We start from the raw sequence: 24,519 nt of genomic DNA on the forward strand, positions 1-24,519 counted from the left end.
TTCATATTCAAGTGAAAAATATGTGAACGTTAACAAAATTGTAAAGTGCAAAAATTACAATCATTTTGTATAATAGAAGAAACAACCGTTATATAAAATATAATGAGTGAAAGGGGAGGGAACATAAATGCCAAATTGGTTTAGAAAAACCTTAGTCGCATTAATTACCGTATTTACGTTTGGTTTAGTGACGCCTCCTTCCATATTACTTGATAATGCCAAAGCTGCGGACAAGCCTACGAGCACAGCTGGGCAACAAAATTTGGAGAGTACGTCCTATACATATGAAGAAACAAATGATAGGTTAACCACCGATACTTTTGTTAACTATGCGATGCAAGAAGCAGAGAAGCAATCTATGCAAAAATTCGGCTCTAAAATTGGGCCTGTAATTGAAGATGAATTTAAAGATATTGTATTACCTAAAATTGAAGAGGCAATTGCGGAACTTGCAAATGATGTGCCAGAAGAATCGTTACAATCATTAGCGATTTCTCAAAAACCAGCTGGTGGAAATAATGAAAAGATTTTTCATGTTTATGACACGAAATCAGGAAATGACTTACTGCGATTTCATGTGAGGAGAGATCATCCACCGCAAGATGGATATTATTTTAATTTCCACTATCATCGTTTTGATGATGGATATTCAGGACACCATGAGTTAGGAAATATTTATTGGAATACGAATGTACCGCCGAAATGGTTGTCTTAAAAAGAACGAGAGAAAATCTTGTTCTTTTTTTATGTGTATGAAAGGGTAAGACATTTATGTTGTTGAATAACATAGGTTTAGGAAAAAAGAAAAGGGAGTATGGGGATGCAAAAATATATCGTTTTTGACTTTGATGGCACATTAGTAGATTCACAAAATATATTTGTACCGATTTATAATCAACTTGCTGAAAAGCATGGATATAAGACAGTGAGTGAGGAAGAAATTGAGCCTTTACGAAAATTGACTATTTCTGAAAGATGTAAAAAACTCGATGTACCACTTTATAAACTTCCTATATTGGCGTTAGAGTTTTATAAATTATATCAACCTACCATAAAAGATCTCGTTTTATTCGATGGGATGAAAGATGTATTAGATGAACTACATAAAAAAGGCTACGGGATTGCGATTATATCTTCGAACTCAGAAGAGCATATTAGGGCATTTTTACATAGTAATGGCATAGGAAATATTCAAGAAGTGTATTGTTCTAAAAATTTGTTTGGTAAAGATAAAATGATTAAAAGATTTTTAAAGTCGAAAAAGCTAACAGAACAAGATATGTTGTATGTCGGTGATGAACAACGTGATATTGCAGCTTGTAAAAAAGCTGGTGTGAATGTCATTTGGGTTTCTTGGGGGTATGACGTAATTGAGACAGTAAAAGGAGACGCGCCAGATTATATGGTTAATACGCCAGGGGAAATTGTGCAAGTAGTACAGGCGGCACATTCTTAATATAAATAAACTTTGAGCAGGTATTCATCATATTGAATTTTAGGTAGCAAAGTTTCTTACTGGCAATAAGGTGAAGGTTATACGTGGTCCAATTGAAATGAATCATTATTCGGATGTTACTATACAATAGACTTTTATGACCCGAAGGGCTTTATTGTAGAGGTTGCGTATACAGCGAATACAGAAATGTAAGGAGAATAGACATGAAGATAATTACAACGTGGAAAAACAATATACAAATAGTAAAAGATGCTGCAAATATTGAAGAAATCTCTAAAGGTTTCTCTCCTGATAAAAAATATATTATTACGACTACTGATGATGAAAAATATTTATTACGGACAGGTGATATAAAAGAGTATGATAGGAAAAAAATAGAGTTTCAAATTTTAAATGAAATGGTAAAACGTAACGTGCAGGCTCAAAGACCAATTGAACTCGGTATATTGGAGGAAGAAGATTTATGTTATAGTATTTTTTCATATTTAGAAGGAGAAGATGCTAAGAAGCTATTGCCTACATATACGCCAAGAGAACAATATGATATTGGTATAGCAGCAGGAAAAGACTTAGCAAAAATGCATACACATGAAGTTCCTAAGGATATACTCCCATGGTATGAAAGAGCAATGAAAAAACATCGAAAATATGTAGAGGCATATAAAACATGCGGAATACAAATTAAAAATGATGATAAAATCATAAAGTTTATAGATGAAAATGAAAAATATTTAAAGAACCGCCCAAATCGATTTCAACACGATGATTTTCATTTAGAAAATATAATTGTACGTGATGCGAAATATGTAGGTGTTGTTGATTTTAATGGCTACGACTGGGGCGACCCACTTCATGATTTCGTAAAAATAGCATTATTTGCAAGAGACATTAGTATCCCGTATTCAATCGGACAAATAGAAGGATACTTTAATGGGAGAATACCAGAGGAGTTTTGGAAATTATATGCGGTTTACGTTGGCATGACGGTTTTTTCTTCAGTTGTCTGGAGTTTACGAGCAGCACCGCATATGTTAGATGATACGTTAGAACGTCTTACTATAGTTTTAGAGGATCATAAAAACTTTGAATTATCAAAGCCAATCTGGTTTGATAGTGAAATGATGAATAAAAAATAAGGATAGCAGGTGGGAAATCTCACACCTGCTATTTGTAAATAACTCATGAGACGGTCTCTTTACATACTATGTATGTAGTTTTTTTATGAAGGAATGAAAACCTTGACGTCTACTTTATCCCGCTATTTGCCGGGCAGTAAAACTCCCACCTCAAAATTCGGCTTGAGCAAAGAAGTTAGGTGGAAGCCCTGCTGCCCGTAAACGCTCGATTGGTGAAGGCTAATAATCAGTGGGGATGAACAAAATCCCCACTGATTAAAGTTTCACTTTATAATATAAAAAGGGGGTGGACTATTGAAAATCAGGCAAGGTAAATATGAAGAAATAAAAGTACGCGGTAGAATTCCAGGGATGGTTGAATATATAGATGATACGATGTTACCTACTGGTTTTCACTATTATATTCCTCCTCACTGGCATAGAAGTATTGAAATTAGCCTAGTCGTATATGGAGAGGTTTTCTTGTATGTGAATGGGCAAAAAAAGAAAGTATCCGCTGGCGAATTTATTTTTGTGAATAGTGGCGATGTTCATGAATTCGAAAAAGTTGAAAATACAAGTTGTGCAGTAATGATGTTAATTATTTCTTATGAATTTCTTAAAGAGGTAAATGGAGATTTTGATAAATATAGATTTAATATAAAAGAATCAGTTGTTCAGAAAACTAACCTCCAGCAAATATTTTATGAATTAAAGGAGTTAGTCACAAATTCTGATGATTTAAGTTACATAAAAATTAATAGTTTAATTTATGAAATTGTTTATATTCTATTGCGATATTGCAAAGAAGGAGAGAGTATAGACAATAATTATCAACTTGGAAATAAACAGAAAGAAATGATTACGTATATTTATAAACATTATGATGAAGAACTTAAACTGAAAGATGTAGCTAAACATTTTTTTGTAAGTGAAGAACATTTTTCCCGTATGTTCAAAAAATCGTTCGGATCAAATTTCACCACTTTTTTAACGAGATACAGGCTCTATAAAGCGTATGAAGATATTATTAATAGTACAAATTCTATACAAGATATAGCAGTGAAACACGGATTTCCAAATGTAAAATCATTTATTTCACAGTTTAAAGAAAAATACGGATATACACCATTACAGTATAGGAAAAATATCATATCAAAAAATGACAATAATCGAATCAAATATGAACAACAATAAAAAAACGTTTCATGTTACATTTTGTACATGGAACGTTTTTTATTTAGTAATAGTAAATGAAGTGAGATTCAATAGAGATTTATCTAATCTGAAGAAATGAAAGCGTTTAAAACAAGGGAGGATGAATACTAGATGACTAGAAAATATGACTTAAACCTATTAGAAAAAATTCAAGAAAAACAAGAAATCATTAATGTACAGGGGGCGAAAGTTTTAGTAAAAAACATACCAGATTGTGATGAAAAAGGAGCGATGGATCCACGTCTTTATAAGGACACGAAGGTTCAAATGAATGTAATGAGGTTTATGCCTAAAAATATGATGAAAATGGACGCTTCTGAAAAATCGGTAAGGAATATGCGAAAACAATTTAATGGAATTAAGAGTGTTCCAATTGTCACTAAAGACGTTAATATTACGCATAAAACAGTGAAAGCGGAAGATGGATATGATATTCCGATAAGAATTTATAACAGTGTTTCTAAACAAGAGAATGCGCCAGTTTTATACTTTATTCATGGTGGTGGATTTATGGCAGGATCACCAGATGTAGTAGAAGAACTTGTGAAATTGATAGTAGAAAAAACAGATATACTAGCCGTTTCTGTGGATTATCGATTAGCTCCGGAAAATCCTTTTCCAACTGGGCATACAGATTGCTACACTACTTTAAAGTGGATTTATGAAAATGCTGAAATACTAGGCGGTGATAAGAATAATATCTTTGTTGCTGGTGATAGTGCAGGAGGGAACTTAACACAGTATTGTACAACTAAAGATATGGAAGATGGTAGGAAGTACGTGAAGGGACAGTTGCTTCTGTATCCTACAATTAATATGTGTGATTATGAAGATGAATTTTATTCTTGGAGTATAGATAAATATGAAATTGCTCCTAAGTATAAAAAAGGATTAGAAAAAATGCTTAATATAATGCATTCAATGGTTGGAGGTATGTCAGAAGTACTTGGTACGAAAGAAATTCATTCGAAGTATTTAAGTCCATATGTTGATGTATCCCCAGACTATCCAAGTACATTTATTACGGTAGGAGAGCATGATTTTTTAATGATAGAATGTTTAGCGTATGCAGCTAAATTGACTAAAAAAGGAGTGGATACTGAAACGGTCCTTTATCGTGGTTTAGGGCACGCTTATGGAGATAATGTAGGGGTTTATCCTCAAAGTGAAGATTTAGCAATTGAGATGGGGAATTTTATATTAAAGCATAGTGGAAAGTAGGAGAAATGATGGGAAATAGAAAAGTGATATTAATTTCCAGCTTCGCTATTTTACTATGTATCTTTGCATTTACAGACTTACAAATATCCAATAGTTTATATGAACCAACTAATAAGATTGCTCTTTTTTTACAAGCTATAGGAGAAATTCCAGCTATGCTTATTGCCTTATTTTCTAGTATGTATTTATTTAAAACTAGAAAGAATAAAGGTTCAAGAGGGTATTATCTATCTGGAATTGGCTATGGAGTAATCATTCTTTTGTTCGCTTTTATAGCTTCATTTATGCTAGTAAATTATTTAACCATTTCAAAATATTTAATTCCAATTTTTATGCTTTGCTTTATAGTAGCTTGTTATATGATTTCTAAATCATGGAGTAGATACGATGATGCAAGATTGAGAGACATTGCATTAATTGGATTATTAAGTGTAGTTATTGTGTTAATTACATTTAATCTAATAAAACTAGGTTGGGGTAGAGAACGATATCGGCATATGATTTCTATTGGATCATTTGAAGGATTTTCAAAATGGTTTATACCTCAAGGAATTGCTAAAAGTGATGAGTTTATGTCATTCCCTTCAGGCCATAGTGCTAATGCAGCGTTAGTCATTTGGTTTAGTTTATTACCAGAATACTTTGCTTCGTTAAAAAGAAAAAAATAGGTGTTTGGATTCTCATTCTTTTATGGATGATAATAGTACCAATGAGTCGTATTGTGGTAGGAGCCCATTTTGCTTCAGATGTTACAGTTGGAGTCGCTATTTCAGTTACTGTTTTTATGTGTTTGAAAAAATTTATATGGAAAGATAAGAAAAATAAACGCACCAATAATAATGATGTTCTTCCACATTCATTGAATCGGTAATAAGAAAGTCTTTTCCTTTGAGGGAATATAATAATTAATGCATGGCTTGTTCATTAAGCTGTTTTGTTGAACTACTCACCACTTAACATTCTCACGGACTGTTTGAAGTGGGAGATTCCTAAGTACAGAAACCTAACGGTTTCTAATTCATTAGGCTATCCCCGTAGTTCCTACGGTTAAGAGACGAATTGCTTCATTTCTAAGATTGAGTGCTGCATTTCGATCTCTATCGTGATGTGCGCCACAAGAAGGGCAATCCCACTCACGAATGGTTAGATTTTTAACGTCTTTGTTTTTGTATTCACAATTGGAGCATAATTGACTAGAAGCAAATGTTTTAGATACTATAACAACTTGTTTGCCATACCATTTTGCTTTATATTCCAACATAGTCCGAAATTGTGACCAAGATACTTCACTAATCGCTTTTGCAAGCTTTCTATTTTTGAGCATGTTACTGACTTGTAAGTCTTCCATACCGATAACATCGTGGTTTTTGATGATTTCAGTAGAAAGTTTATGTAAGTAATCAGCTCTTGCATTTGCAATATGTTCATGGATTCGTGCAACGTTCACACGTTGTTTATTCCAGTTCGAAGAACCTTTTGTTCTTCTAGAAAGGATACGTTGTGCTTTCGCTAACTTCTCTTCTAATGTACGGAAGAATTTAGGGTTCTTGTATGTTGTGCCATCAGAAAGAATGGCAAAATCTTTTAATCCAACATCAATTCCATAAGTGGAATCAGTTTTAGGCATTTCTTGTACGCTTGTTTGAACAAAGATAGATACAAAGTATTTACCACTTGGGTTACGACGAATCGTTGCATGCAAGATACGCCCTTCTACTTCACGACTTTTAGCAAAGCGAACAAGGCCAAGTTTCGGTAATTTTATTGTGTTGCCTACAATTCCAATGTTTCCGTTTGTTTGCTTAGTTGTGTAGGATTGAACTGTATTCTTTTTAGACTTGAATCGAGGCATATCATTCTGTTTCTTGAAAAAACGTGAAAAAGCATCTGCGAGGTTTTTTAATGTGGATTGAAGAGCGATACTATCTACTTCTTTTAACCAAATCGTATCCTGTTGCTTCTTTAATTGAGTAAGCTTGGCAGAGCAAGAAAAGTAGGTTAACCCTTTTCTAGCTTCTTTATACGTATCATTCCAAAGAGCAAGGAAATAGTTAAATACAAAGCGACTGCAACCGATTGTTTTAGCAATTAATATTTCTTGTTTCTTATTCGGGTAGATACGAAATTTATATGCTTTATTTACTAACATAGGTTGCACCTCACTTTTTCATCGTATATCTACAGTATACAAAAAAACGTAGGCTTACGCCTACTGACATTCATCTCCCACCTAAAATTGGTGTTTCACACCTTCACATTTTTGAGGAAGGAGTCTTCTGTCAGAAAACGATAAATAATTTAGCATTTGGGTTATCCTCATTTTATTTATTAAATTCAATAATAGGATTGGTTGCAAGGTGAATTTCTAATTCCGAAATAATAGAGGGAAGAGTAATCTTCCCTCTATTTAATTTGTTATTTAATTTTCGTAAATGTAAGAGGCTGAGTACTTAAAGTTGCAGGTACGTGTAATTGAAGAGTCGGGAATTCACCATTTACATTCATATCATAAGCGAATAAAAGCCCCATTTTCATTTGGAACAAACTAATTGATGCTGAGAAGATGTTGTAATGATGATGTTTTAGCTGAAATTCCATATCCATAAATTGTACATGTAGGAAATCATCTTGTTTGTATACTTTCAGTGTTCCATAAGCGGGATGCTCAAAAGTTCCAGTGTAGTCATCTAATGCATGAGAAGGGGTAGTCCCTTTTATTGGTTCGGGAAGTGATGTAGTTGCCTCTTTCATCATTTCTTTCATTTTTTCACTATCTTCTACAGCGCGTTCATGCCAGTCGATATATTCTAGTCCGAGAAGTTCGTCGTAAATATGTTTTGTAATATAAGTAGGGAGTACAGTTTGCCCTGAATTTGTTAATACGATAATACCGATATTTTCGTTGGGCATAAATGACGCAAGTGCAGAAAATCCATCAATATTACCACCATGATGAATAAGTTTATAACCGCGGTAAGCACTAATAAACCAACCTAGTCCATAGCTATTTAATGGTGATTCACTTGTTGATAACATTGGCTGATCCGGGATTGGAGTGTGTGGTGTATACATTTCTTGGAGTAGTTCAGTAGAAATCAAATCATGATTTTCTGTTTTTCCTTCGTTTAAATGAAGCAAAACCCATTTTGCCATATCTTCAATGGTAGAATTAATACATCCAGCCGCTCCAACTGTATCAATATTTCGGAATGGAATTTCTTTCATTTCACCATTATCTTCAGTGTAAGGTAATGCGTAATCATCTGTATTTTGTGAGTCTGTAACAGATAAGTTTGTATGCCTCATATTTAAAGGTTCTAAAATATGTTCTGCAACGTATTGCTCCCACGTTTGATTCGTAATGTTTTCTACAATATAACTAATTGTCGCATACATTAAGTTGTTATAAAGAAATGCTGTGCGGAACGGTGCATCAAGTGATAAATGTTTTATTTTTTCAACAAGATCTTTTCGAGTTAAGGAAGAACTGTACCAAAGAGCATCGTGACGACTTACCCCAGTACGATGAGAAGCTAAATCTCGTCCTGTAACTTGCGAGTTAGCGAGCATATCGGATAGAGAGAAGTTAGGTACGTAAGTTTGGACAGGAGTATCCCAATTAAACTTTTTTTGCTGTGCTAATAAGCTTAATGAAAGCGTACCGAATGCTTTCGTCGCAGAACCGATTGCGAATCGTGTCTGCGGAGTAACAGCCTCTTTTTTCTCTATGTTACGATAGCCGAAACCTTCTGAAATAATGACCTCACCATCTTTTATAACAGCTACAGCCGCTCCAGGAACGTGTAAATCCTTCATCATCTTCTCAACCTTATGTTGTAACGTACTTAAAACAGGAGTTTTGATTTTAGACATGCTTCCAACCTCCAAATATAATTTTTATGTTCCGCACTATACTTTCTGTAATAGAAAAGTGAAAACCTTTTTTAATATTGAAAGTTAATAATTTTGTAAGAAATATTGAAAGAATTTTTATTAATTTGGATTATTAAATTCGCTGTTTTTCATGTTATGATAAATCTCATATAAGATTGAAAGAAGGTTTTCTTACATATGAAACATGCTGAATATGAATACTTAAATTTATGCCGTCATGTAATGGAGCACGGTACGAAGAAAGAAGATCGTACAGGGACAGGTACTGTATCTGTATTTGGATATCAAATGCGTTTCGATCTAAGTAAAGGATTTCCTTTATTAACGACAAAGAGAGTGCCATTTCGCCTAGTAGCAAGTGAACTGCTTTGGTTTATGAAAGGTGATACAAACATTCGCTATTTATTGCAACATAATAATAATATTTGGAATGAATGGGCGTTTAAGAGCTGGGTAGAAAGCGATGAGTATACTGGTCCTGATATGACTGATTTCGGTCTTCGCTCACAACAAGATGAGGAATTTAAAGTGCAGTACGATGAGCAAATGGAATTGTTTAAAAAGAACGTTTTAGAAGATGATGATTTCTCGAATAAATATGGTTATTTAGGAGATGTATACGGAAAGCAGTGGCGTGCCTGGAAAACGACAGCTGGTGAGACGCTTGATCAATTAAAAGATGTAATTGAAATGATTAAAAAAACGCCAGACTCCCGTCGCTTAATTGTTTCTGCCTGGAATCCTGAAGATGTACCAAGTATGGCATTACCACCTTGTCATACGCTATTCCAGTTTTATGTAGCGGATGGCAAACTTTCTTGTCAGTTATATCAAAGAAGTGGTGACATATTCCTTGGAATTCCATTTAACATTGCAAGTTACTCATTACTAACACATTTAATCGCACATGAATGTGGTCTTGAAGTGGGAGAATTTGTTCATACAATTGGAGATGCACACATTTATACGAATCATTTTGAACAAGTAGAAAAGCAATTGGCACGTGAACCACGTCCATTCCCGAAACTTACATTAAATCCAGATGTGAAATCTGTGTTTGATTTTGAAATGGAAGATTTAACGATTGAAGGATATGATCCACACCCAGCAATTAAAGCACCGGTTGCAGTATAATTGTAGAGGAGATGAAAAAATGATTGTTTCATTTATGGTCGCAATGGACGAGAATAGAGTAATTGGTAAAGATAATAATTTACCTTGGCGTTTACCAAGTGAATTGCAGTATGTAAAGAAAACAACGATGGGCCATTCACTTATTATGGGCAGAAAGAACTACGAAGCGATTGGTAGACCACTGCCTGGAAGACGTAATATTATTGTAACACGTAATGAAGGGTATCGTGTTGAAGGTTGTGAAGTAGCACATTCTGTAGAAGAAGTGTTTGAACTATGCAAAAATGAAGAGGAAATCTTTATTTTCGGCGGAGCACAAATTTATGATCTCTTTTTACCTTACGTAGACAAGTTATATATAACAAAAATCCATCATGCATTTGAAGGAGATACATTCTTCCCAGAAATGGATATGACAAATTGGAAAGAAGTTTTTGTTGAAAAAGGTTTAACGGATGAAAAGAATCCTTATACGTACTATTATCATGTATATGAGAAGCAACAATAATAAGAAGGATTGATGTGAAATTCACATCAATCTTTTTATTTGTATTCATTAATATAAGTTTATAGATGATATTCAATAGTGCTATAATGAAATCTAGCATGTAAAAATGCTAAAATTTTCAAAAGTATTCATATAGAAAGAGGAGGAGAATCGATTGAAAAAGATATGGGGGATTCTTTTTCTTTGCTTAACGTTCATGTTAGTTGGATGCGGTAAAGAAGAAAAACCACAAGAAGCGTTTGATACATATACAAAAGCATGGAATAAACAAAAATTTGCAGAAATGTATGATCAATTATCAGAAAAGGCAAAAAAAGATATTTCAAAGAAAGAGTTCACTGAGAAATATGAAAAAATTTATTCTGGCATTGAAGTGAAAAACTTAAAAGTAGAAGCAGGAGAAGTAAAAGAAGATAAAAAAGATGAAGGTCCTGTTCCTTTTAAAGTAAGTATGGATACAGTTGGTGGTAATATCTCTTTTGGCCATGAAGCAAAAATGGTGAAAGAAAAAGATGGAGATAAAGAATCTTGGAAAATAGATTGGACTCCTGATTTCATTTTCCCTGGCATGACGAAAGATAGTAAAGTGCGTATGCAGGCAACACAACCAAAACGTGGTGAAGTTTACGATCGTAATGGAAAAGGTCTTGCGACGAATGGGAAAGCTTCTGAGATCGGAATCGTTCCAGAAAAATTAGACGCTACTGCTCCGCAAACGAAAGAAACAGTAGCGAAGTTGTTAAATATGTCTGTAGAAGAAATTGATCAAAAACTAGCTGCTAAATGGGTAAAACCAGGGTATCTCGTACCAATTGGAATTTTACCTGATGGGGCAACGCAAAATACGTACATCGATTTACCAGGTGTTTCAACAAAACCAGTAAATGTTCGTACATATCCATTAGGAGAAGCGGCAGCGCATTTAACTGGTTATATCGGAAAGGTAAATGCTGAAGATTTAAAGACGCTTCAAAAGAAAGGTTATCAAGCAGATGATCCAGTTGGTAAAGCTGGATTAGAGCAAGTATTGGAAGAACAGCTACGCGGGAAAAAAGGTGGCCGTGTCTTCATGGAAGATGCACAAGGAAAAGAAATTAAAAATTTAGCGAAAACAGATGCTGTTGATGGAGAAAATGTAACTTTAACTATCGATAGTGTTGTTCAAGAAAAAACGTATAATGAAATGAAGGGAGAAGCTGGTTCAAGTGCGGCAATTAATCCGAAAAGTGGAGAAACAATTGCTCTTGTAAGTAGTCCAGCTTATAATCCTAATTTAATTGCACGAGGAACATCAAAAGCACAACGCGAGGCTTGGAATAATGACCCGAAAAAACCGATGACGAATCGATTTACACAATTATCGGTACCAGGTTCTGTATTTAAGCCAATTACAGGTGCAATTGGTCTTGAAACAAAAACAATCGATCCAAAAGAAGAATTGAAAATTGAAGGACTGAAATGGACGAAAGATTCTTCTTGGGGCAATTATTACGTAACACGTGTAAAAGATGCGAATCCGATTGATTTTGATAAGGCAATGAAATACTCGGATAATATTTATTTCGCACAAGAAGCTTTGAAAATTGGAAAAGATAAATTTATGGCTGAGGCGAAAAAATTCGGATTTGATGAGAAATTACCAATTGAATACGGATTCCCAGCTTCTAAAATCGCAAATGATGGCATAAAAAATGATATTCAAATGGCAGATACAGGATATGGACAAGGACAAGTCTTAATGACTCCTCTTCATTTAGCTTTAACGTATGCACCGATTGTAAATGATGGAAAGATTCCGTCACCGTATCTTATTAAAACAGATAAACAACCAAAAGTTTGGAAAGAGAACGTGATTTCTAAAGAAAATCAAGATATATTGAAAACGGCTTTAACGAAAGTAATTAACGATCCAGATGGTACTGGAAAAATTGCTAAAATTGATGGTATGACTCTTGCTGGCAAAACAGGTACAGCGGAATTAAAAGTATCCAAAGAGGCCGAAGGAAAAGAACTAGGCTGGTTCGCTGCATTTGATTTAAATTCACCAGATATGGTCATTACAATGATGATTGAAGATGTAAAAGGTAGAGGCGGAAGTAACATTCCAGCTGAAAAAGTGAAACATGTTTTTCAAAAATAATATGTAATAAAAGGCTATCTCTATAATGTATAGAGATAGCCTTTTTGCATGAGGAATTCTAAATATCTATATACTAAATTTTAAAGAAACAAAATAAATCATTAACTTACGAAAAAAAAGTAGCTATTTTTTATTGACATCAAACATAACTTTTTGTATTATACTTACATAAGGTAAGTTATTTACTTTTGAATTATAAATCTCAAATTAAAGATAAAATGTGTAAAAGGGAGCTAATACAATGACAAAAGTACTATTTATTACAGCAAATCCAAATTCAGCAGAAGGTTCTTTCGGTATGGCAGTAGGAGAAGCTTTCATCGAAGCATATAAAAACGAACATCCACAAGACGAAGTTGTAACAATTGATTTATTCAATACAACTGTACCAGCAATCGATGCAGACGTATTCGCTGCTTGGGGTAAATTTGCAGCAGGCGAAGGATTCGAAACTTTAAGTGAAAATCAGCAACAAAAAGTTGCAGCAATGAACAATAACTTAGAAACATTTATGCATGCAGATCGTTATGTATTCGTGACTCCAATGTGGAACTTCAGCTACCCAGCAGTAGTGAAAGCATACTTAGATAACTTATCAATCGCAGGTAAAACATTCAAATATACTGAAAATGGTCCAGTTGGCTTACTAGAAGGCAAAAAAGCACTTCATATTCAAGCTACAGGCGGCGTTTACTCTGAAGGAGCATACGCATCTATGGACTTCGGTCGCAATCACTTAAATGCGGTATTAGGATTCATGGGTGTATCAGACACTGAATATATTGCAGTTGAAGGAATGAATGCAAATCCTGAAAAAGCACAAGACATTAAAGAAGCAGCAATTGTAAATGCACGCGAATTAGCAAAACGTTTCTAATATAGAAAACTTCAAAATGTCCAAACACTTGTTGTTTGGACATTTTTTCTTCTTTTTCCTTCGTTTGTCTAGTATAATGAAGGTCGGAATGATAATAGGTGGGGGTTCTGTATGATTCAAACGTTTTTTAAAATCTTTTATTTAATTTTAATCGTAATTGCGATTACACCAAGGTTGTGGCGTATAAAAAGAAAAGCAAATGCGATGTCACCGCAAGAAAAAGATAGTGTTGTGTATAAAACAACAAACTGGTTTGGTAAGAAAATGGTGGGTGTAACTGGATCGACTGTAGAAGTAAAGGGACTTGAAAATGTTCCAAAAGACAAGCCGGTGCTAGTTGTAAGTAATCATCAAAGTAATATGGATATTCCTGTTTTACTAGGTTACTTAAATAAGCCAATTGGATTCGTTTCAAAAGCGGAAATTAAAAAGTTTCCGGTTGTACCAACATGGATGGAACTAATGAATTGTGTGTTCATGGACCGCAGCGATCGCCGTCAATCTCTTAAGGCAATTAAAGATGGAATTGAACTATTAAAGAATGGACATTCTATCGTAATTTTCCCTGAAGGAACGAGAAGTAAGGGTGGCGAAATTGGAGAGTTTAAAGCGGGTAGTTTTCACTTAGCAGTAAAATCTGGTGTAGCAATCTTACCTGTAACGTTAGATGGTACATATAAAATGTTTGAAGCGAATGGAAATCGTATGAAACCAGCTCATGCAACAGTAACGATTTCTAAGCCAATTACACCTGAAGAATATGCAAGTATGGATGCTAAAGAGTTAACACAGCATACAAAAGATATTATTGCATCTCAATTACATAAGTAATAAAAAAAGTTTCAGCTTAAACAAGCTGAAACTTTTTTTATGTTTTTTTATGCTGCGGGTAAGACATAAAACAGTACGCAGAAAAACATCATTGTACTACCGCCTAGTACGAAGAGATGCCAAATGGCATGATTGAACGGAAGCTTTTCCCAAAGGAAGAATATAGCTCCGACAGAATACAAAATGCCGCCTATTAATAGTAGTGAGAAGCCGTGACCGGTTAAATTTTCATAAAGGGGTTTAATGGCAACGATGATGAGCCAACCCATAATGATATAACATAATGTTGATGTTTTAATAAAGCGACGAACAAAGAAGATTTTGAAAATAATTCCACCAATCGCAAGGGTCCAAATAATTGCGAGTAAAGTCCAACCGAGCGGGCCACGCAGTGTAATGAGTAGAAATGGTGTATACGTGCCGGCAATTAATAAATATATGGCGGAGTGATCTAAAATGGTAAATAACTTTTCTACTTTTGGATGATGGATACTATGTAGCAGTGTAGAAAATAAGTATAGAAGGAACATGCTTACGCCATAAACGGTAAAACCAACAACAGCAGATGCTGTACCATGTTTGGAAGCATGAATAATTAATATGATTAAGGCAGGGATGCTTAAAATGGCACCGATACCATGGGTAATTGCATTCGCAATTTCTTCTTTTACAAATTGGGTCATTCTTGTAATTTTTTGCGTCATAATGTTAATTCCTTTCACTGTATTGAGATAAGTTATATTTTCCTTAACCATATCATATACAAAAGGAATAGAAAATGATATTTGTATAATTGATTTTATTTTTGAATTTTTTTGACAAAAGACAACGGATACATTGACGTTTACAAAATTTTTTGACAAAATGAACTTATGGAATAGTAGGACAAGGAATCTACTTATGAAGGGGATGGGGAAATGTTTTCAAATATTGGCTTTCCAGGGTTAATTTTAATTTTAGTAGCAGTGTTAATTTTATTCGGCCCAAAAAAGTTACCGGAAATTGGGAAAGCTTTAGGGGAAACGTTAAAAGAATTTAAAAAATCAACAAAAGAATTGACTGATGAGGCATTTCAAGAGAAGGAAAAAAATAAATAAAAGAATCTGATGAATTTTTTCTCGGAATGGATAAATAAAGTGTGGTGAACGAGATGGAAGATCGGGAAATGAGCGTAGTAGAACATATTGTTGAGCTTCGCAAACGAGTAATATATACAGTATTATCCTTTGTATTATTTTTAATTATTGGATTTACTTTTACGAAGGATATTTATTTTTGGCTTGTAAAAGATTTACCAATGAAATTAACTGTTCTCGGTCCAAGTGATGTGTTGTGGATTTTTTTCTCGATTGCTACAGTATTTGCTATCGTTTGTACAATTCCTTTTGCTGCGATACAAATTTGGTTATTTGTAAAACCAGGTTTACAGCCCAATGAACAAAAAATGACATTAATGTATATACCGGTATTGTCTATATTATTTATAGCAGGCCTATCTTTCGGTTATTTTATCGTCATGCCATTTTTATTTCATTTCCTAACTACAATTGGTAATGAGATGTTTAATACAATGTTTACAACGGAAAAATATTTTCATTTCGTATTAAATTTAACAGTTCCGTTTGCTGTTATATTTGAATTACCTGTAGTTGTTATGTTTTTAACGAGTATAGGTCTTCTGACGGCAGAATTTCTTCAGAAAATAAGAAGATATGCTTATGTCGTGTTGATTATAATTGCATCATGTATATCGCCGCCAGATTTTTTATCACATAGTTTAGTAGCGGTACCGCTTATTTGTATTTATGAAATTAGTATCGCTTTATCAAAGATAGTTAGTAAACGAAAACAGAAAAGAGAAGAAGATACACAGTCGAAAAGTGCCTCGTTATAAAGGCACTTTTTAATTTATTTGTTATACTCTAGCTATAATTGTATACAATATATAGAAGAAAAAAATTATAGAATCTCCAAAATTTAGACAAACTTTTCATTTTTATAAGTTTATACTGAAGTTATCAAGCTATATATGGGTAATAAGACTCCCGTCTCAAAGGATATATAGGACAGGGTTCGAATTAGGTGGATATAAATGAAGTATTAACTTCTAAACGGGGCAGCTTAAGGATATTTTAGTATTCATAGGAAACCTACACTAAAAAACGTGTTAAAGAATAAAGTGGAGGAAGTTCAAAAATCCAACGAAAAAGAGGATTGATATTGTGATTACGAAAAGTTTTTATTTTACTCATGCAACAGGGAATTGTATTAAAATATTTGAAATCCCTGTCCTACAAACACAGCATCCATTAGCGTTTCTAATTCAGTCTCGTCTTCAATTGTTTATTGCAAAGATTCAAAAACATAAAAACCCAAGAGTCTCGTACTCTTTCCGTGAATATTTACAAAGTTGTTTGAAGTGGAATGATTATTCAAATGTATATAAAACAAATACTCTTGAAAAGAATGCATAATACACAGCAGGGACAGAGTTAGGTAGGCTCTGTCTTTTTCATTTTAGGTATAAAAATATAATTAATTTGGTGAAATTTATTCGAAATTGTTGAAAGCATCGGGAATACTAGTATAATAACAGGGAGAGCGTATTGGAAAGGGAAGAATATAATATGCAAAAAATTAAAATTGTAACAGATTCAACGGCAGATTTATCTCCAGAAGTGATTGAGAAGTATGATGTTCATGTTCTACCATTATCTATTTCTGTAAATGGACAAACATACTTAGATCGTGTAGATTTGCAACCGGATGAATTTATTGAAGAAATGATTAAATCAGAAGAATTACCAAAAACATCACAACCGGCTATGGGTACATTTGTAGAAATGTATGACAAGCTAGGCGAAGATGGAAGTGAAGTACTTTCCATTCATATGACAGGTGGAATGAGCGGTACTGTCGCAACAGCGAATAGCGCTGCATCAATGACAGATACAAAAGTAACAGTTGTTGATTCTCAATTCATTACACATGCTTTAGCATATCAAGTAATTGAAGCTGCAAAAATGGCAAAAGAAGAATGCTCACTAGAAGATATTTTAAAACGTATTGATGAAGTAAGAAAGAATACTCGTTTATATGTTGTCGTAGATACATTAGAAAACTTAGTAAAAGGTGGACGCATTGGTAAAGGTAAAGCACTTATTGGTTCTTTACTTAATATTAAACCAATCGCAAGTTTAGAAGGCGGCGTATATAATCCGGTAACGAAAGTACGTAGCCAAGGGCAGATTGTAAAAACATTGGCTAAAATATTCGAGGAAGATACTGCTGGAAAAGTAGTGAAAGCTGTTGCGATTCCACATGCTAAAGCAATTCCTTTAGCAGAAAGTGTAAAAGCTGCTGTTGAAAAAGTGAATGGATTCACTCAATCAGAGATTTTCTATACAACACCAGTTATCAGTACTCATACAGGACCAGGAGCAATTGGTTTTATGTATTTAGCAGAGTAATAAAAAAGCTACTTGAAATGAATTTTCAAGTAGCTTTTTTATGTGTATATGAAGTAAGAAATGAGAAGGGCAATACAGGCGCTTCCGCTAATGATATAGCGAGTCTGTAAATAATCGTTCATGGAAAACACCCTTTTCGATTTTCTATAGTATATGATAAATTATTCAAAAAAGTAGTTCTGTTATACATGAGAGATTTCTGTGATTTTTTCTAGTTCTTTATCTGGAACAGTAGGGCTATAAGTGAAAGTTTGGCCCAAAAAGAGAACATGAAGTTGTTCCCACGGTAGCATGCGTAAATTCCAGTTATTACGAAGCCGTGTTACAGCTTCCCTCGGCGTTTCATCTGCTAGCGCAAAAGTACCGTAGTGCATTGGAATAAAGTGTGTAGCGTTTATATCTAGATAGGCTTGCACAGCTTCTTCCGGTGAAACATGGGATACTTTCATAAACCATTCTGGTTCATAGGCACCAATTGGCATAAGTACAATATCGATTGAAAAACGTTTGCCAATCTCTTTAAATCCTTGGAAATAACCACTATCACCACAAAAATAAATGGTTTCTGAAGAAGTCATATTATCAATGATCCATCCTCCCCAGTGAGAGGTGTTCATATCAAATAATGTTCTTCTCGTCCAGTGCTGGGCAGGTACGAAGTGAAAAGAGACTTCATCAATTGTTGTACTTTCCCACCAGTTGTATTCTTCTACATTGGTGAATTTTTTACGAGTAAATAATTTTTTTAGCCCAATAGGAACAAGGTATAAGGTATCATCATTTAGTTGACGAAGAGATGAAAAGTCTAAATGATCGTAATGACCGTGTGAAATAAGAACGATATCGATTTTAGGTAGTTCTTTTATAGTGAGCCCTGGCTCAGTAAGTCGTGGAACTAACTTTAATTTATTTGCCCATACTGGATCTGTTAAAATATTTAAGCCGTTCGTTTGAATGAGAAAAGTTGAATGACCAATCCATGTGACAGTCGTTTTTTTAAAGTTATTTAGTAGAAATTTACTTTGTTTAACAGGTGATTGTTCTACTAGAAAAGAAAAGTCTTTTTTGTTTTGCTTTCTCTCTTTACGCCAACGTAAGAAGGAGCGAATTGATTTTTTTGTACTTGCATTATCCATATTTTCATAGCGCTTTGCCATGAACATCACCTCATTTAAAATCGTTGTAGTTGTATTGTACCGAAATGTTGTTAAGGAATACAGTGTTTAACATGGATTAATGTTTAAGTAATTGTAAAAAAATAGGGAGATTTATTTACAAATTTAACAATGAACTTCGTTTCGCAAATAATGGTTAGAGAAATAATAGTAGTAAAATATATTTTGTCTAGTAATTCGCTTGAAATAAAGAAGTAACATACGTAAATTCGTACGATTTCGTGAACAAATGATGTAAACAATTTTCTCATAGTGTTTACTTTTGTTATGATATACATAACTTACATAAATTAAGGATAGAGAAAAGAGGTTTAATAATGAAGCGTTATCAAAAGTTAATTGGTCTTATGGTTGTGTTATGTCTCTTTGTACTTGCAGGTTGTAGCAGTTCAGGGGCAAAACTCCGTAAACCGTTAAACTGGGATTTGGAAACTTTCCAATTTACAAATCAAGAAGGAAAGCCGTTTGGTACAAAAGATTTAAAAGGGAAAGTTTGGGTAGCTGATTTCATGTTTACAAACTGTCAAACAGTTTGTCCGCCAATGACTGCTAATATGGCGAAATTACAGAAAATGGCTAAGGAAGAGAAATTAGACGTTCAGTTTGTTTCGTTTAGTGTAGACCCTGAACTTGATAAACCAGAAAATTTGAAAGCATTCATTCAAAAGTTTACAGAGGATACAAGTAACTGGAACTTGTTAACAGGTTATTCACTGGAGGATATTACAAAGTTTTCAAAAGATAACTTCCAATCGCTTGTAGATAAACCAGAGAATGGGCAAGTAATACACGGTACATCATTTTTCTTAGTCGATCAAAATGGAAAAGTAATGAAAAAATATAGCGGCATTAGCAATACGCCATACGAAGATATTATACGTGATATGAAGCGATTAGCTTCTTAAAAAGAAGGGTGCTAAGCACCCTTCTTTTATTAGTATTCAGTCTATGGATAATATGTCATGCTGTTGTGGTAATTTCGGTGCGCGAATTTCTAATACACCGTTTTGATAAGAAGCTTTCGTTGCTTTTTTATTAATTAAATATGGTAACTTAATAATTCTTGACGCTTCTGAAATAGAACGTTCTCGGCGATAATAGTTATGAGATGTTTGTTCTTCTTCCGTCTCTTCAAGTATATCTTCTTTTACAGAGACTTTTAAGTATTCGCTTTGTATTTCAATTTGAATTTGTTCTTTTTGTATACCTGGTAGTTCGGCTGTAACGACGAGTTCGTCACCAACTTCGTATAAATCTACTGGGAATGTTAATAAACGGTTTCCTTTTTGGAAAAAATGATTTAAATCAGCAATTACGCCACGAAGAGGCGTTTGTTCGAAAAAATCATCAATTTGTTTTAAATAATTACGAACCGGTGGGCGAGAAGAATCTTTTTTTTCTTCACTCATGGTATTACCTCCTAGAAATCAATTTGCAATATCATATGACAAAAGCGGAGAAAGGTGAGTGCCTAGTTTTCATGTTTTCATAAAAAAATGTTAAAAATGTGAAATGGAGTGAGTTTTTTATAGTTTTTGGTCGCCATATTCAGTTGATTATGCTAGTATAAATAGGGTTGATATAGTAGTATTGAGACAGAATGAAAACTGAAAGAGGGTAAGAAGTATGTGTGGTTTTGTAGGATGTTTATGTGAAAACCCTAGAGAGTTTTCAGAAACAGAAAAACATCAATTTGAAAATATGAACACGATGATTTTCCACCGCGGTCCAGATGACGAAGGATATTTTCGTGATGAACATGTACAATTTGGCTTCCGCCGTTTAAGTATCATTGACTTAGAGGCAGGACATCAGCCGTTAACTTATGAAAATGATCGATATGTAATTATTTTTAATGGTGAAATTTACAATTATGTAGAACTACGTGAAATGTTACTTGAAAAAGGTGCAACTTTTGCTACACAATCTGATACAGAAGTTATCATTGCATTGTATGCACATATGAAAGAAAAATGTGTAGACTACCTTCGTGGTATGTTCGCATTTATGATTTGGGATCGTGAAGAAAAGACACTTTTCGGTGCACGTGACCACTTCGGTATTAAGCCTTTATACATCGCACAACAAGGTGATACTACATTCTTCGCATCTGAGAAGAAAAGTATTATGCATGTAATGGAAGACAAAGGGGTAAACCCAAAGTCACTACAACACTACTTTACGTACCAATATGGTCCAGAGCCAGAAACATTAACAATTGATGTTAACAAAATTGAGCCTGGTCATTACTTCGTAAAAGAAATCGGTAAAGAGATGGAAATCCATCGCTACTGGAATCCTTATTTCAACGCTTCAAGCGCAACGAAAGAGGAGCATATCCAAGCAATTCGTGATGTATTATACGATTCTGTAAAAGTACATATGCGTAGTGATGTACCAGTAGGTTCTTTCTTATCTGGTGGTATCGATTCATCTATTATTGCCTCTATCGCAAGAGAAATGAATCCAAATCTATTAACATTCTCTATTGGTTTCGAACAACGCGGTTTCAGTGAAGTTGATGTTGCGAAAGAAACTGCTGAGAAATTAGGAGTTAAAAACCATAACGTATTCATTACAGCGCAAGAATTTATGGATGAGTTCCCCAAAATCATTTGGCATATGGATGATCCTTTAGCGGATCCAGCAGCTGTACCATTGTATTTCGTTGCGAAAGAAGCGCGTAAACATGTAACGGTTGTTCTTTCTGGTGAAGGTGCAGACGAGCTATTTGGTGGATATAACATTTATCGTGAGCCAAACTCGTTAAAAATGTTCTCTTACATTCCTAGCCCAGGAAAGAGTGTTCTAAAGGCATTAAGTGGTGCTCTTAAAGAAGGGTTTAAAGGAAAAAGCTTCTTAGAGCGTGGATGTACGCCAATCGAAGAGCGTTACTATGGAAATGCGAAAATCTTCCGTGAAGAAGAGAAAGCTGAATTAATGAAGTATTACGATGAAAGTGTTAACTATATGGATATCACGAAACCATTGTATAACGAAATTAAAGATTATGATGATGTAAGTAAAATGCAGTACATTGATATGTTCACATGGTTACGCGGCGATATTTTATTAAAAGCTGATAAAATGACGATGGCAAATTCATTAGAACTTCGTGTACCGTTCTTAGATAAAGAAGTATTTGACGTTGCATCTAAAATTCCGACAGAATTTAAAATTGCAAACGGAACAACGAAAGCTATATTACGTGAAGCTGCTCGTGGAATTGTTCCGGATCACGTGTTAGATCGTAAAAAGCTTGGATTCCCAGTACCAATTCGTCACTGGTTAAAAGATGAAATGCACGATTGGGCTGTAAATATTATTAAAGAAAGCAAAACTGAGCATTTAATCGAAAAACAGTATGTATTAAACTTACTGGAAGCACATTGTGCAGATAAAGGCGATTATAGCCGTAAAATTTGGACTGTACTTGCGTTTATGGTATGGCATCAAATTTATGTTGAGCATAAATACGATACGAATAAGTTCCACGAAGAAACAAAGCGTGCGTATAGCTTAGTTTAATAAAAAACCTTAAGGTCGCATTCGATCTTAAGGTTTTTTTCATAAATTGCATTTATTATTGATACAATAATAGTAAAAGGATGGACAACATATGATTACGTTTGAGAAAGTAAATACAGAAAATGAAAGCGCTGTAAAAGAAATGTTTCATTCACACAGCTTAGATGAGAAAAAGGTTCAGTATTGTGTAAAGGTTGATGATACATATATTGGTGTAATAGATTATAGCGTTCAAGAAGAGAGTGCTATTTTGTCACAGTTAATTATTCATTTTGATTATCAAGGTTATGGATACGGGACAAATACGTATTTTACATTTGAAGAAATGATGAAACAGAGAAATGTGAAAGAAATAAAAGTATTGCAAGAGATGTTTACGGAACAAGCTAAATCTTTCATAGAGGGATCTGGTTTTATTGAGGAAAATGGGATATATGTAAAGAAAATATAGTGAATATTGATTAGGTGATGATATGAATATAAGGTAGGTGGACGTATGACGATAACTTCTGGTCTTGTATTAGTTGGAGGTTGTTTTATAGTAGCAGAACTATGCCAGACTTTTATTCGGAAAAGAATGTATAAGAAGAGAAGACCATATGAATTACAATATATTCCCGTATTTTTAATTTTGTTTTGTATGCTATTTGTATTGCAAAACATAACGTATTTCCCACCTCTTTTGAACATCTTTTTGAAGTTTGGGTTGCTATATAGCGGCGGTGGGATATTTCTTTTATTTCTTTTATTTTGCATACGTTACATCCATTATCAATCGTATATATTCATTTTAAATTGGCTAAAGCAAAGCGATAGAAACCACCTTACATAAGGGGGTTTTTTTATTTGTACTTGTAACGGAACTTGTACAATTAACATAAAATAGGACGAGTAGAAATGAAAGCTTATTACAATAAAGAAAGGAACGAAAAAGATATATGAAACTTGTTATAGACGCAGGGCATGGTGGATATGATTCTGGTGCTGTTGGTAATGGGTTAGTGGAAAAAGAGTTAACACTTCAAATTGCTAGACGTGTGCGAGATATTTTATCTGCAAATTATCCAATCAATATTAAAATGACACGTGATAGTGATGTGTTTATCTCTTTATCAGAACGTGCTAATATTGCTAATTCATTTGGTGCAGATTATTTTATCTCATTTCACATTAATAGTGGCGGTGGAACTGGATTTGAAAGTTATATTTACAACGCGCTATCTAATAGTAGTTCCGCATATGAAAAGCAACAAAAGATGCATGCAGCAGTCAATCCTGTATTAACAAAATACGGTCTTCGTGACCGAGGAGCCAAAAAAGCAAATTATGCGGTACTAAGAGAGACTGCAATGGATGCAATTTTAACAGAGACTGCCTTTATTGATACAACGTTTGATGCTAATTTATTGAAAAATCCACAATTTATTGAAGACTTAAGTCAAGCGTATGCAAATGGGATAGCAGCTATTTTTGGAGTTGCTCCAAATCCCAATCCTCCAAATCCCCAGCCAACACCACAAACGAAGGGGATCGCCTATATACTTGGGAAAAATGTGAATTTAAGAAGTGGTCCATCAACGTCTTCTTCGGTTATTCGTCAACTAAACTCCCCAGAGTCGTATGTCGTATATCAGGAAAGTAATGGATGGTTGGACTTAGGAAATGGACAATGGGTGTATAATGACCCTTCGTACATTAATTTTGTAAAGACGAGCAATAGTGATGGAAGTGCAATTGGTGTCGCATATATACAAGGAACGAATGTGAATTTAAGAAGTGGTCCATCAACATCTTCTTCAGTTATTCGTAAATTAAATAATCCAGAATCTTATTTAGTATATATTAATCAAAACGGTTGGTTGAACCTTGGTGGAAATCAATGGGTGTACAATGATCCATCATATATTAAATATAATCAATATTAGGAAATGAATTTATAATGTAATATGAAT

24 protein-coding genes and 2 pseudogenes are annotated in these 24,519 nt (G+C 34.0%); 21 read left to right on the forward strand and 5 right to left on the reverse strand.

The features are described 5' to 3' along the window. Positions 1 to 127: 127 nt before the first annotated feature. From MKY70_RS11375 to MKY70_RS11400, 7 genes and pseudogenes are all read left to right on the forward strand, one after another. The gene (locus tag MKY70_RS11375; RefSeq protein ID WP_088032817.1) at positions 128 to 715 is read left to right on the forward strand and encodes a YpjP family protein; all 588 of its coding nucleotides are present in this window, start codon (positions 128 to 130) and stop codon (positions 713 to 715) included. 105 nt (positions 716 to 820) lie between these two features. Beyond that, positions 821 to 1,456 (forward strand): HAD family hydrolase, encoded by a 636-nt coding sequence (locus tag MKY70_RS11380; protein ID WP_176280932.1) that lies wholly within the window; start codon positions 821 to 823, stop codon positions 1,454 to 1,456. A 43-nt stretch (positions 1,457 to 1,499) separates the two neighbouring features. Further along, positions 1,500 to 1,648: pseudogene (locus tag MKY70_RS30820) on the forward strand (VOC family protein); the annotation flags it as partial. A gap of 11 nt (positions 1,649 to 1,659) precedes the next feature. Beyond that, the gene (locus MKY70_RS11385; protein ID WP_088032821.1) at positions 1,660 to 2,592 is read left to right on the forward strand and encodes an aminoglycoside phosphotransferase family protein; all 933 of its coding nucleotides are present in this window, start codon (positions 1,660 to 1,662) and stop codon (positions 2,590 to 2,592) included. Positions 2,593 to 2,886: 294 nt separating this feature from the next. Beyond that, positions 2,887 to 3,768: an AraC family transcriptional regulator gene (locus MKY70_RS11390; protein ID WP_341024280.1), complete on the forward strand. Its 882-nt coding sequence runs from the start codon at positions 2,887 to 2,889 to the stop codon at positions 3,766 to 3,768. Positions 3,769 to 3,900: 132 nt separating this feature from the next. Continuing rightward, positions 3,901 to 5,010: an alpha/beta hydrolase gene (locus MKY70_RS11395; protein ID WP_088032825.1), complete on the forward strand. Its 1,110-nt coding sequence runs from the start codon at positions 3,901 to 3,903 to the stop codon at positions 5,008 to 5,010. Positions 5,011 to 5,018: 8 nt separating this feature from the next. Continuing rightward, positions 5,019 to 5,881, forward strand: a pseudogene (locus tag MKY70_RS11400) (phosphatase PAP2 family protein). Between the two features lie 150 nt (positions 5,882 to 6,031). Here MKY70_RS11400 and tnpB read toward each other — a convergent pair. Both tnpB and MKY70_RS11410 read right to left on the reverse strand, forming a co-directional pair. Then, positions 6,032 to 7,159 carry an IS200/IS605 family element RNA-guided endonuclease TnpB gene (gene tnpB / locus MKY70_RS11405; RefSeq protein WP_088032830.1) on the reverse strand — a complete coding sequence of 376 codons (1,128 nt, stop codon included), beginning with the start codon at positions 7,157 to 7,159 and terminating at the stop codon, positions 6,032 to 6,034. A 266-nt stretch (positions 7,160 to 7,425) separates the two neighbouring features. Then, entirely contained in the window at positions 7,426 to 8,883 is a 1,458-nt protein-coding gene (locus tag MKY70_RS11410; RefSeq protein WP_002031694.1) for a serine hydrolase, read from the reverse strand. Positions 8,884 to 9,081: 198 nt separating this feature from the next. On the opposite strand from MKY70_RS11410, the gene MKY70_RS11415 reads away from it, so the two are divergent. From MKY70_RS11415 to MKY70_RS11435, 5 genes are all read left to right on the forward strand, one after another. After that, positions 9,082 to 10,038, forward strand: coding sequence for a thymidylate synthase (locus MKY70_RS11415; protein WP_002085878.1), 957 nt, complete (start codon positions 9,082 to 9,084; stop codon positions 10,036 to 10,038). 19 nt (positions 10,039 to 10,057) lie between these two features. Continuing rightward, complete coding sequence (locus tag MKY70_RS11420) at positions 10,058 to 10,546, forward strand: dihydrofolate reductase (protein ID WP_002031690.1); 489 nt, start codon at positions 10,058 to 10,060, stop codon at positions 10,544 to 10,546. A 154-nt stretch (positions 10,547 to 10,700) separates the two neighbouring features. Further along, positions 10,701 to 12,686: a penicillin-binding protein 3 gene (pbpC, locus tag MKY70_RS11425; RefSeq protein WP_088032833.1), complete on the forward strand. Its 1,986-nt coding sequence runs from the start codon at positions 10,701 to 10,703 to the stop codon at positions 12,684 to 12,686. A gap of 241 nt (positions 12,687 to 12,927) precedes the next feature. After that, the gene (locus tag MKY70_RS11430; protein WP_002012622.1) at positions 12,928 to 13,563 is read left to right on the forward strand and encodes an FMN-dependent NADH-azoreductase; all 636 of its coding nucleotides are present in this window, start codon (positions 12,928 to 12,930) and stop codon (positions 13,561 to 13,563) included. Between the two features lie 111 nt (positions 13,564 to 13,674). Beyond that, positions 13,675 to 14,394: a lysophospholipid acyltransferase family protein gene (locus tag MKY70_RS11435; RefSeq protein WP_002065190.1), complete on the forward strand. Its 720-nt coding sequence runs from the start codon at positions 13,675 to 13,677 to the stop codon at positions 14,392 to 14,394. Positions 14,395 to 14,441: 47 nt separating this feature from the next. Here MKY70_RS11435 and trhA read toward each other — a convergent pair whose 3' ends face one another. Further along, positions 14,442 to 15,098: a PAQR family membrane homeostasis protein TrhA gene (gene trhA, locus MKY70_RS11440; RefSeq protein WP_002118985.1), complete on the reverse strand. Its 657-nt coding sequence runs from the start codon at positions 15,096 to 15,098 to the stop codon at positions 14,442 to 14,444. Positions 15,099 to 15,311: 213 nt separating this feature from the next. Between trhA and MKY70_RS11445 the strand changes: the two genes are divergently transcribed. The 4 genes from MKY70_RS11445 (at position 15,312) to MKY70_RS11460 (ending at position 17,864) form a co-directional block, all read left to right on the forward strand. After that, a complete protein-coding gene (locus MKY70_RS11445; protein ID WP_002012719.1) occupies positions 15,312 to 15,491 on the forward strand; it encodes a twin-arginine translocase TatA/TatE family subunit in 180 nt (59 codons plus the stop codon). A 53-nt stretch (positions 15,492 to 15,544) separates the two neighbouring features. Further along, positions 15,545 to 16,288, forward strand: a complete 744-nt coding sequence (tatC, locus tag MKY70_RS11450; protein ID WP_088032835.1) for a twin-arginine translocase subunit TatC — start codon at positions 15,545 to 15,547, stop codon at positions 16,286 to 16,288. Positions 16,289 to 16,616: 328 nt separating this feature from the next. After that, a complete protein-coding gene (locus MKY70_RS11455) occupies positions 16,617 to 16,868 on the forward strand; it encodes a DUF2535 family protein (protein WP_002158010.1) in 252 nt (83 codons plus the stop codon). Between the two features lie 153 nt (positions 16,869 to 17,021). Further along, positions 17,022 to 17,864, forward strand: a complete 843-nt coding sequence (locus tag MKY70_RS11460; RefSeq protein ID WP_060750483.1) for a DegV family protein — start codon at positions 17,022 to 17,024, stop codon at positions 17,862 to 17,864. A gap of 182 nt (positions 17,865 to 18,046) precedes the next feature. Here MKY70_RS11460 and MKY70_RS11465 read toward each other — a convergent pair whose 3' ends face one another. Next, entirely contained in the window at positions 18,047 to 19,021 is a 975-nt protein-coding gene (locus MKY70_RS11465; RefSeq protein ID WP_341024286.1) for an MBL fold metallo-hydrolase, read from the reverse strand. Positions 19,022 to 19,356: 335 nt separating this feature from the next. Here MKY70_RS11465 and MKY70_RS11470 point away from each other — a divergent pair, with 335 nt between their 5' ends. Continuing rightward, positions 19,357 to 19,944, forward strand: coding sequence for an SCO family protein (locus MKY70_RS11470; RefSeq protein WP_088032839.1), 588 nt, complete (start codon positions 19,357 to 19,359; stop codon positions 19,942 to 19,944). Positions 19,945 to 19,980: 36 nt separating this feature from the next. Here MKY70_RS11470 and MKY70_RS11475 read toward each other — a convergent pair whose 3' ends face one another. Next, positions 19,981 to 20,448, reverse strand: coding sequence for an Hsp20/alpha crystallin family protein (locus MKY70_RS11475; protein ID WP_002012708.1), 468 nt, complete (start codon positions 20,446 to 20,448; stop codon positions 19,981 to 19,983). Between the two features lie 217 nt (positions 20,449 to 20,665). Here MKY70_RS11475 and asnB point away from each other — a divergent pair, with 217 nt between their 5' ends. The 4 genes from asnB (at position 20,666) to MKY70_RS11495 (ending at position 24,492) form a co-directional block, all read left to right on the forward strand. Beyond that, the gene (gene asnB, locus MKY70_RS11480; protein ID WP_002012706.1) at positions 20,666 to 22,567 is read left to right on the forward strand and encodes an asparagine synthase (glutamine-hydrolyzing); all 1,902 of its coding nucleotides are present in this window, start codon (positions 20,666 to 20,668) and stop codon (positions 22,565 to 22,567) included. 91 nt (positions 22,568 to 22,658) lie between these two features. Further along, positions 22,659 to 23,018: a GNAT family N-acetyltransferase gene (locus MKY70_RS11485; protein ID WP_002012705.1), complete on the forward strand. Its 360-nt coding sequence runs from the start codon at positions 22,659 to 22,661 to the stop codon at positions 23,016 to 23,018. 45 nt (positions 23,019 to 23,063) lie between these two features. Continuing rightward, a complete protein-coding gene (locus MKY70_RS11490) occupies positions 23,064 to 23,399 on the forward strand; it encodes a hypothetical protein (RefSeq protein WP_341024289.1) in 336 nt (111 codons plus the stop codon). 106 nt (positions 23,400 to 23,505) lie between these two features. After that, positions 23,506 to 24,492 (forward strand): N-acetylmuramoyl-L-alanine amidase, encoded by a 987-nt coding sequence (locus MKY70_RS11495; RefSeq protein ID WP_088032845.1) that lies wholly within the window; start codon positions 23,506 to 23,508, stop codon positions 24,490 to 24,492. Positions 24,493 to 24,519: the final 27 nt, after the last annotated feature.

Origin of the sequence: Bacillus sp. FSL R9-9492, from assembly GCF_038007365.1 — a bacterium.
Lineage (GTDB): Bacteria > Bacillota > Bacilli > Bacillales > Bacillaceae_G > Bacillus_A > Bacillus_A mycoides.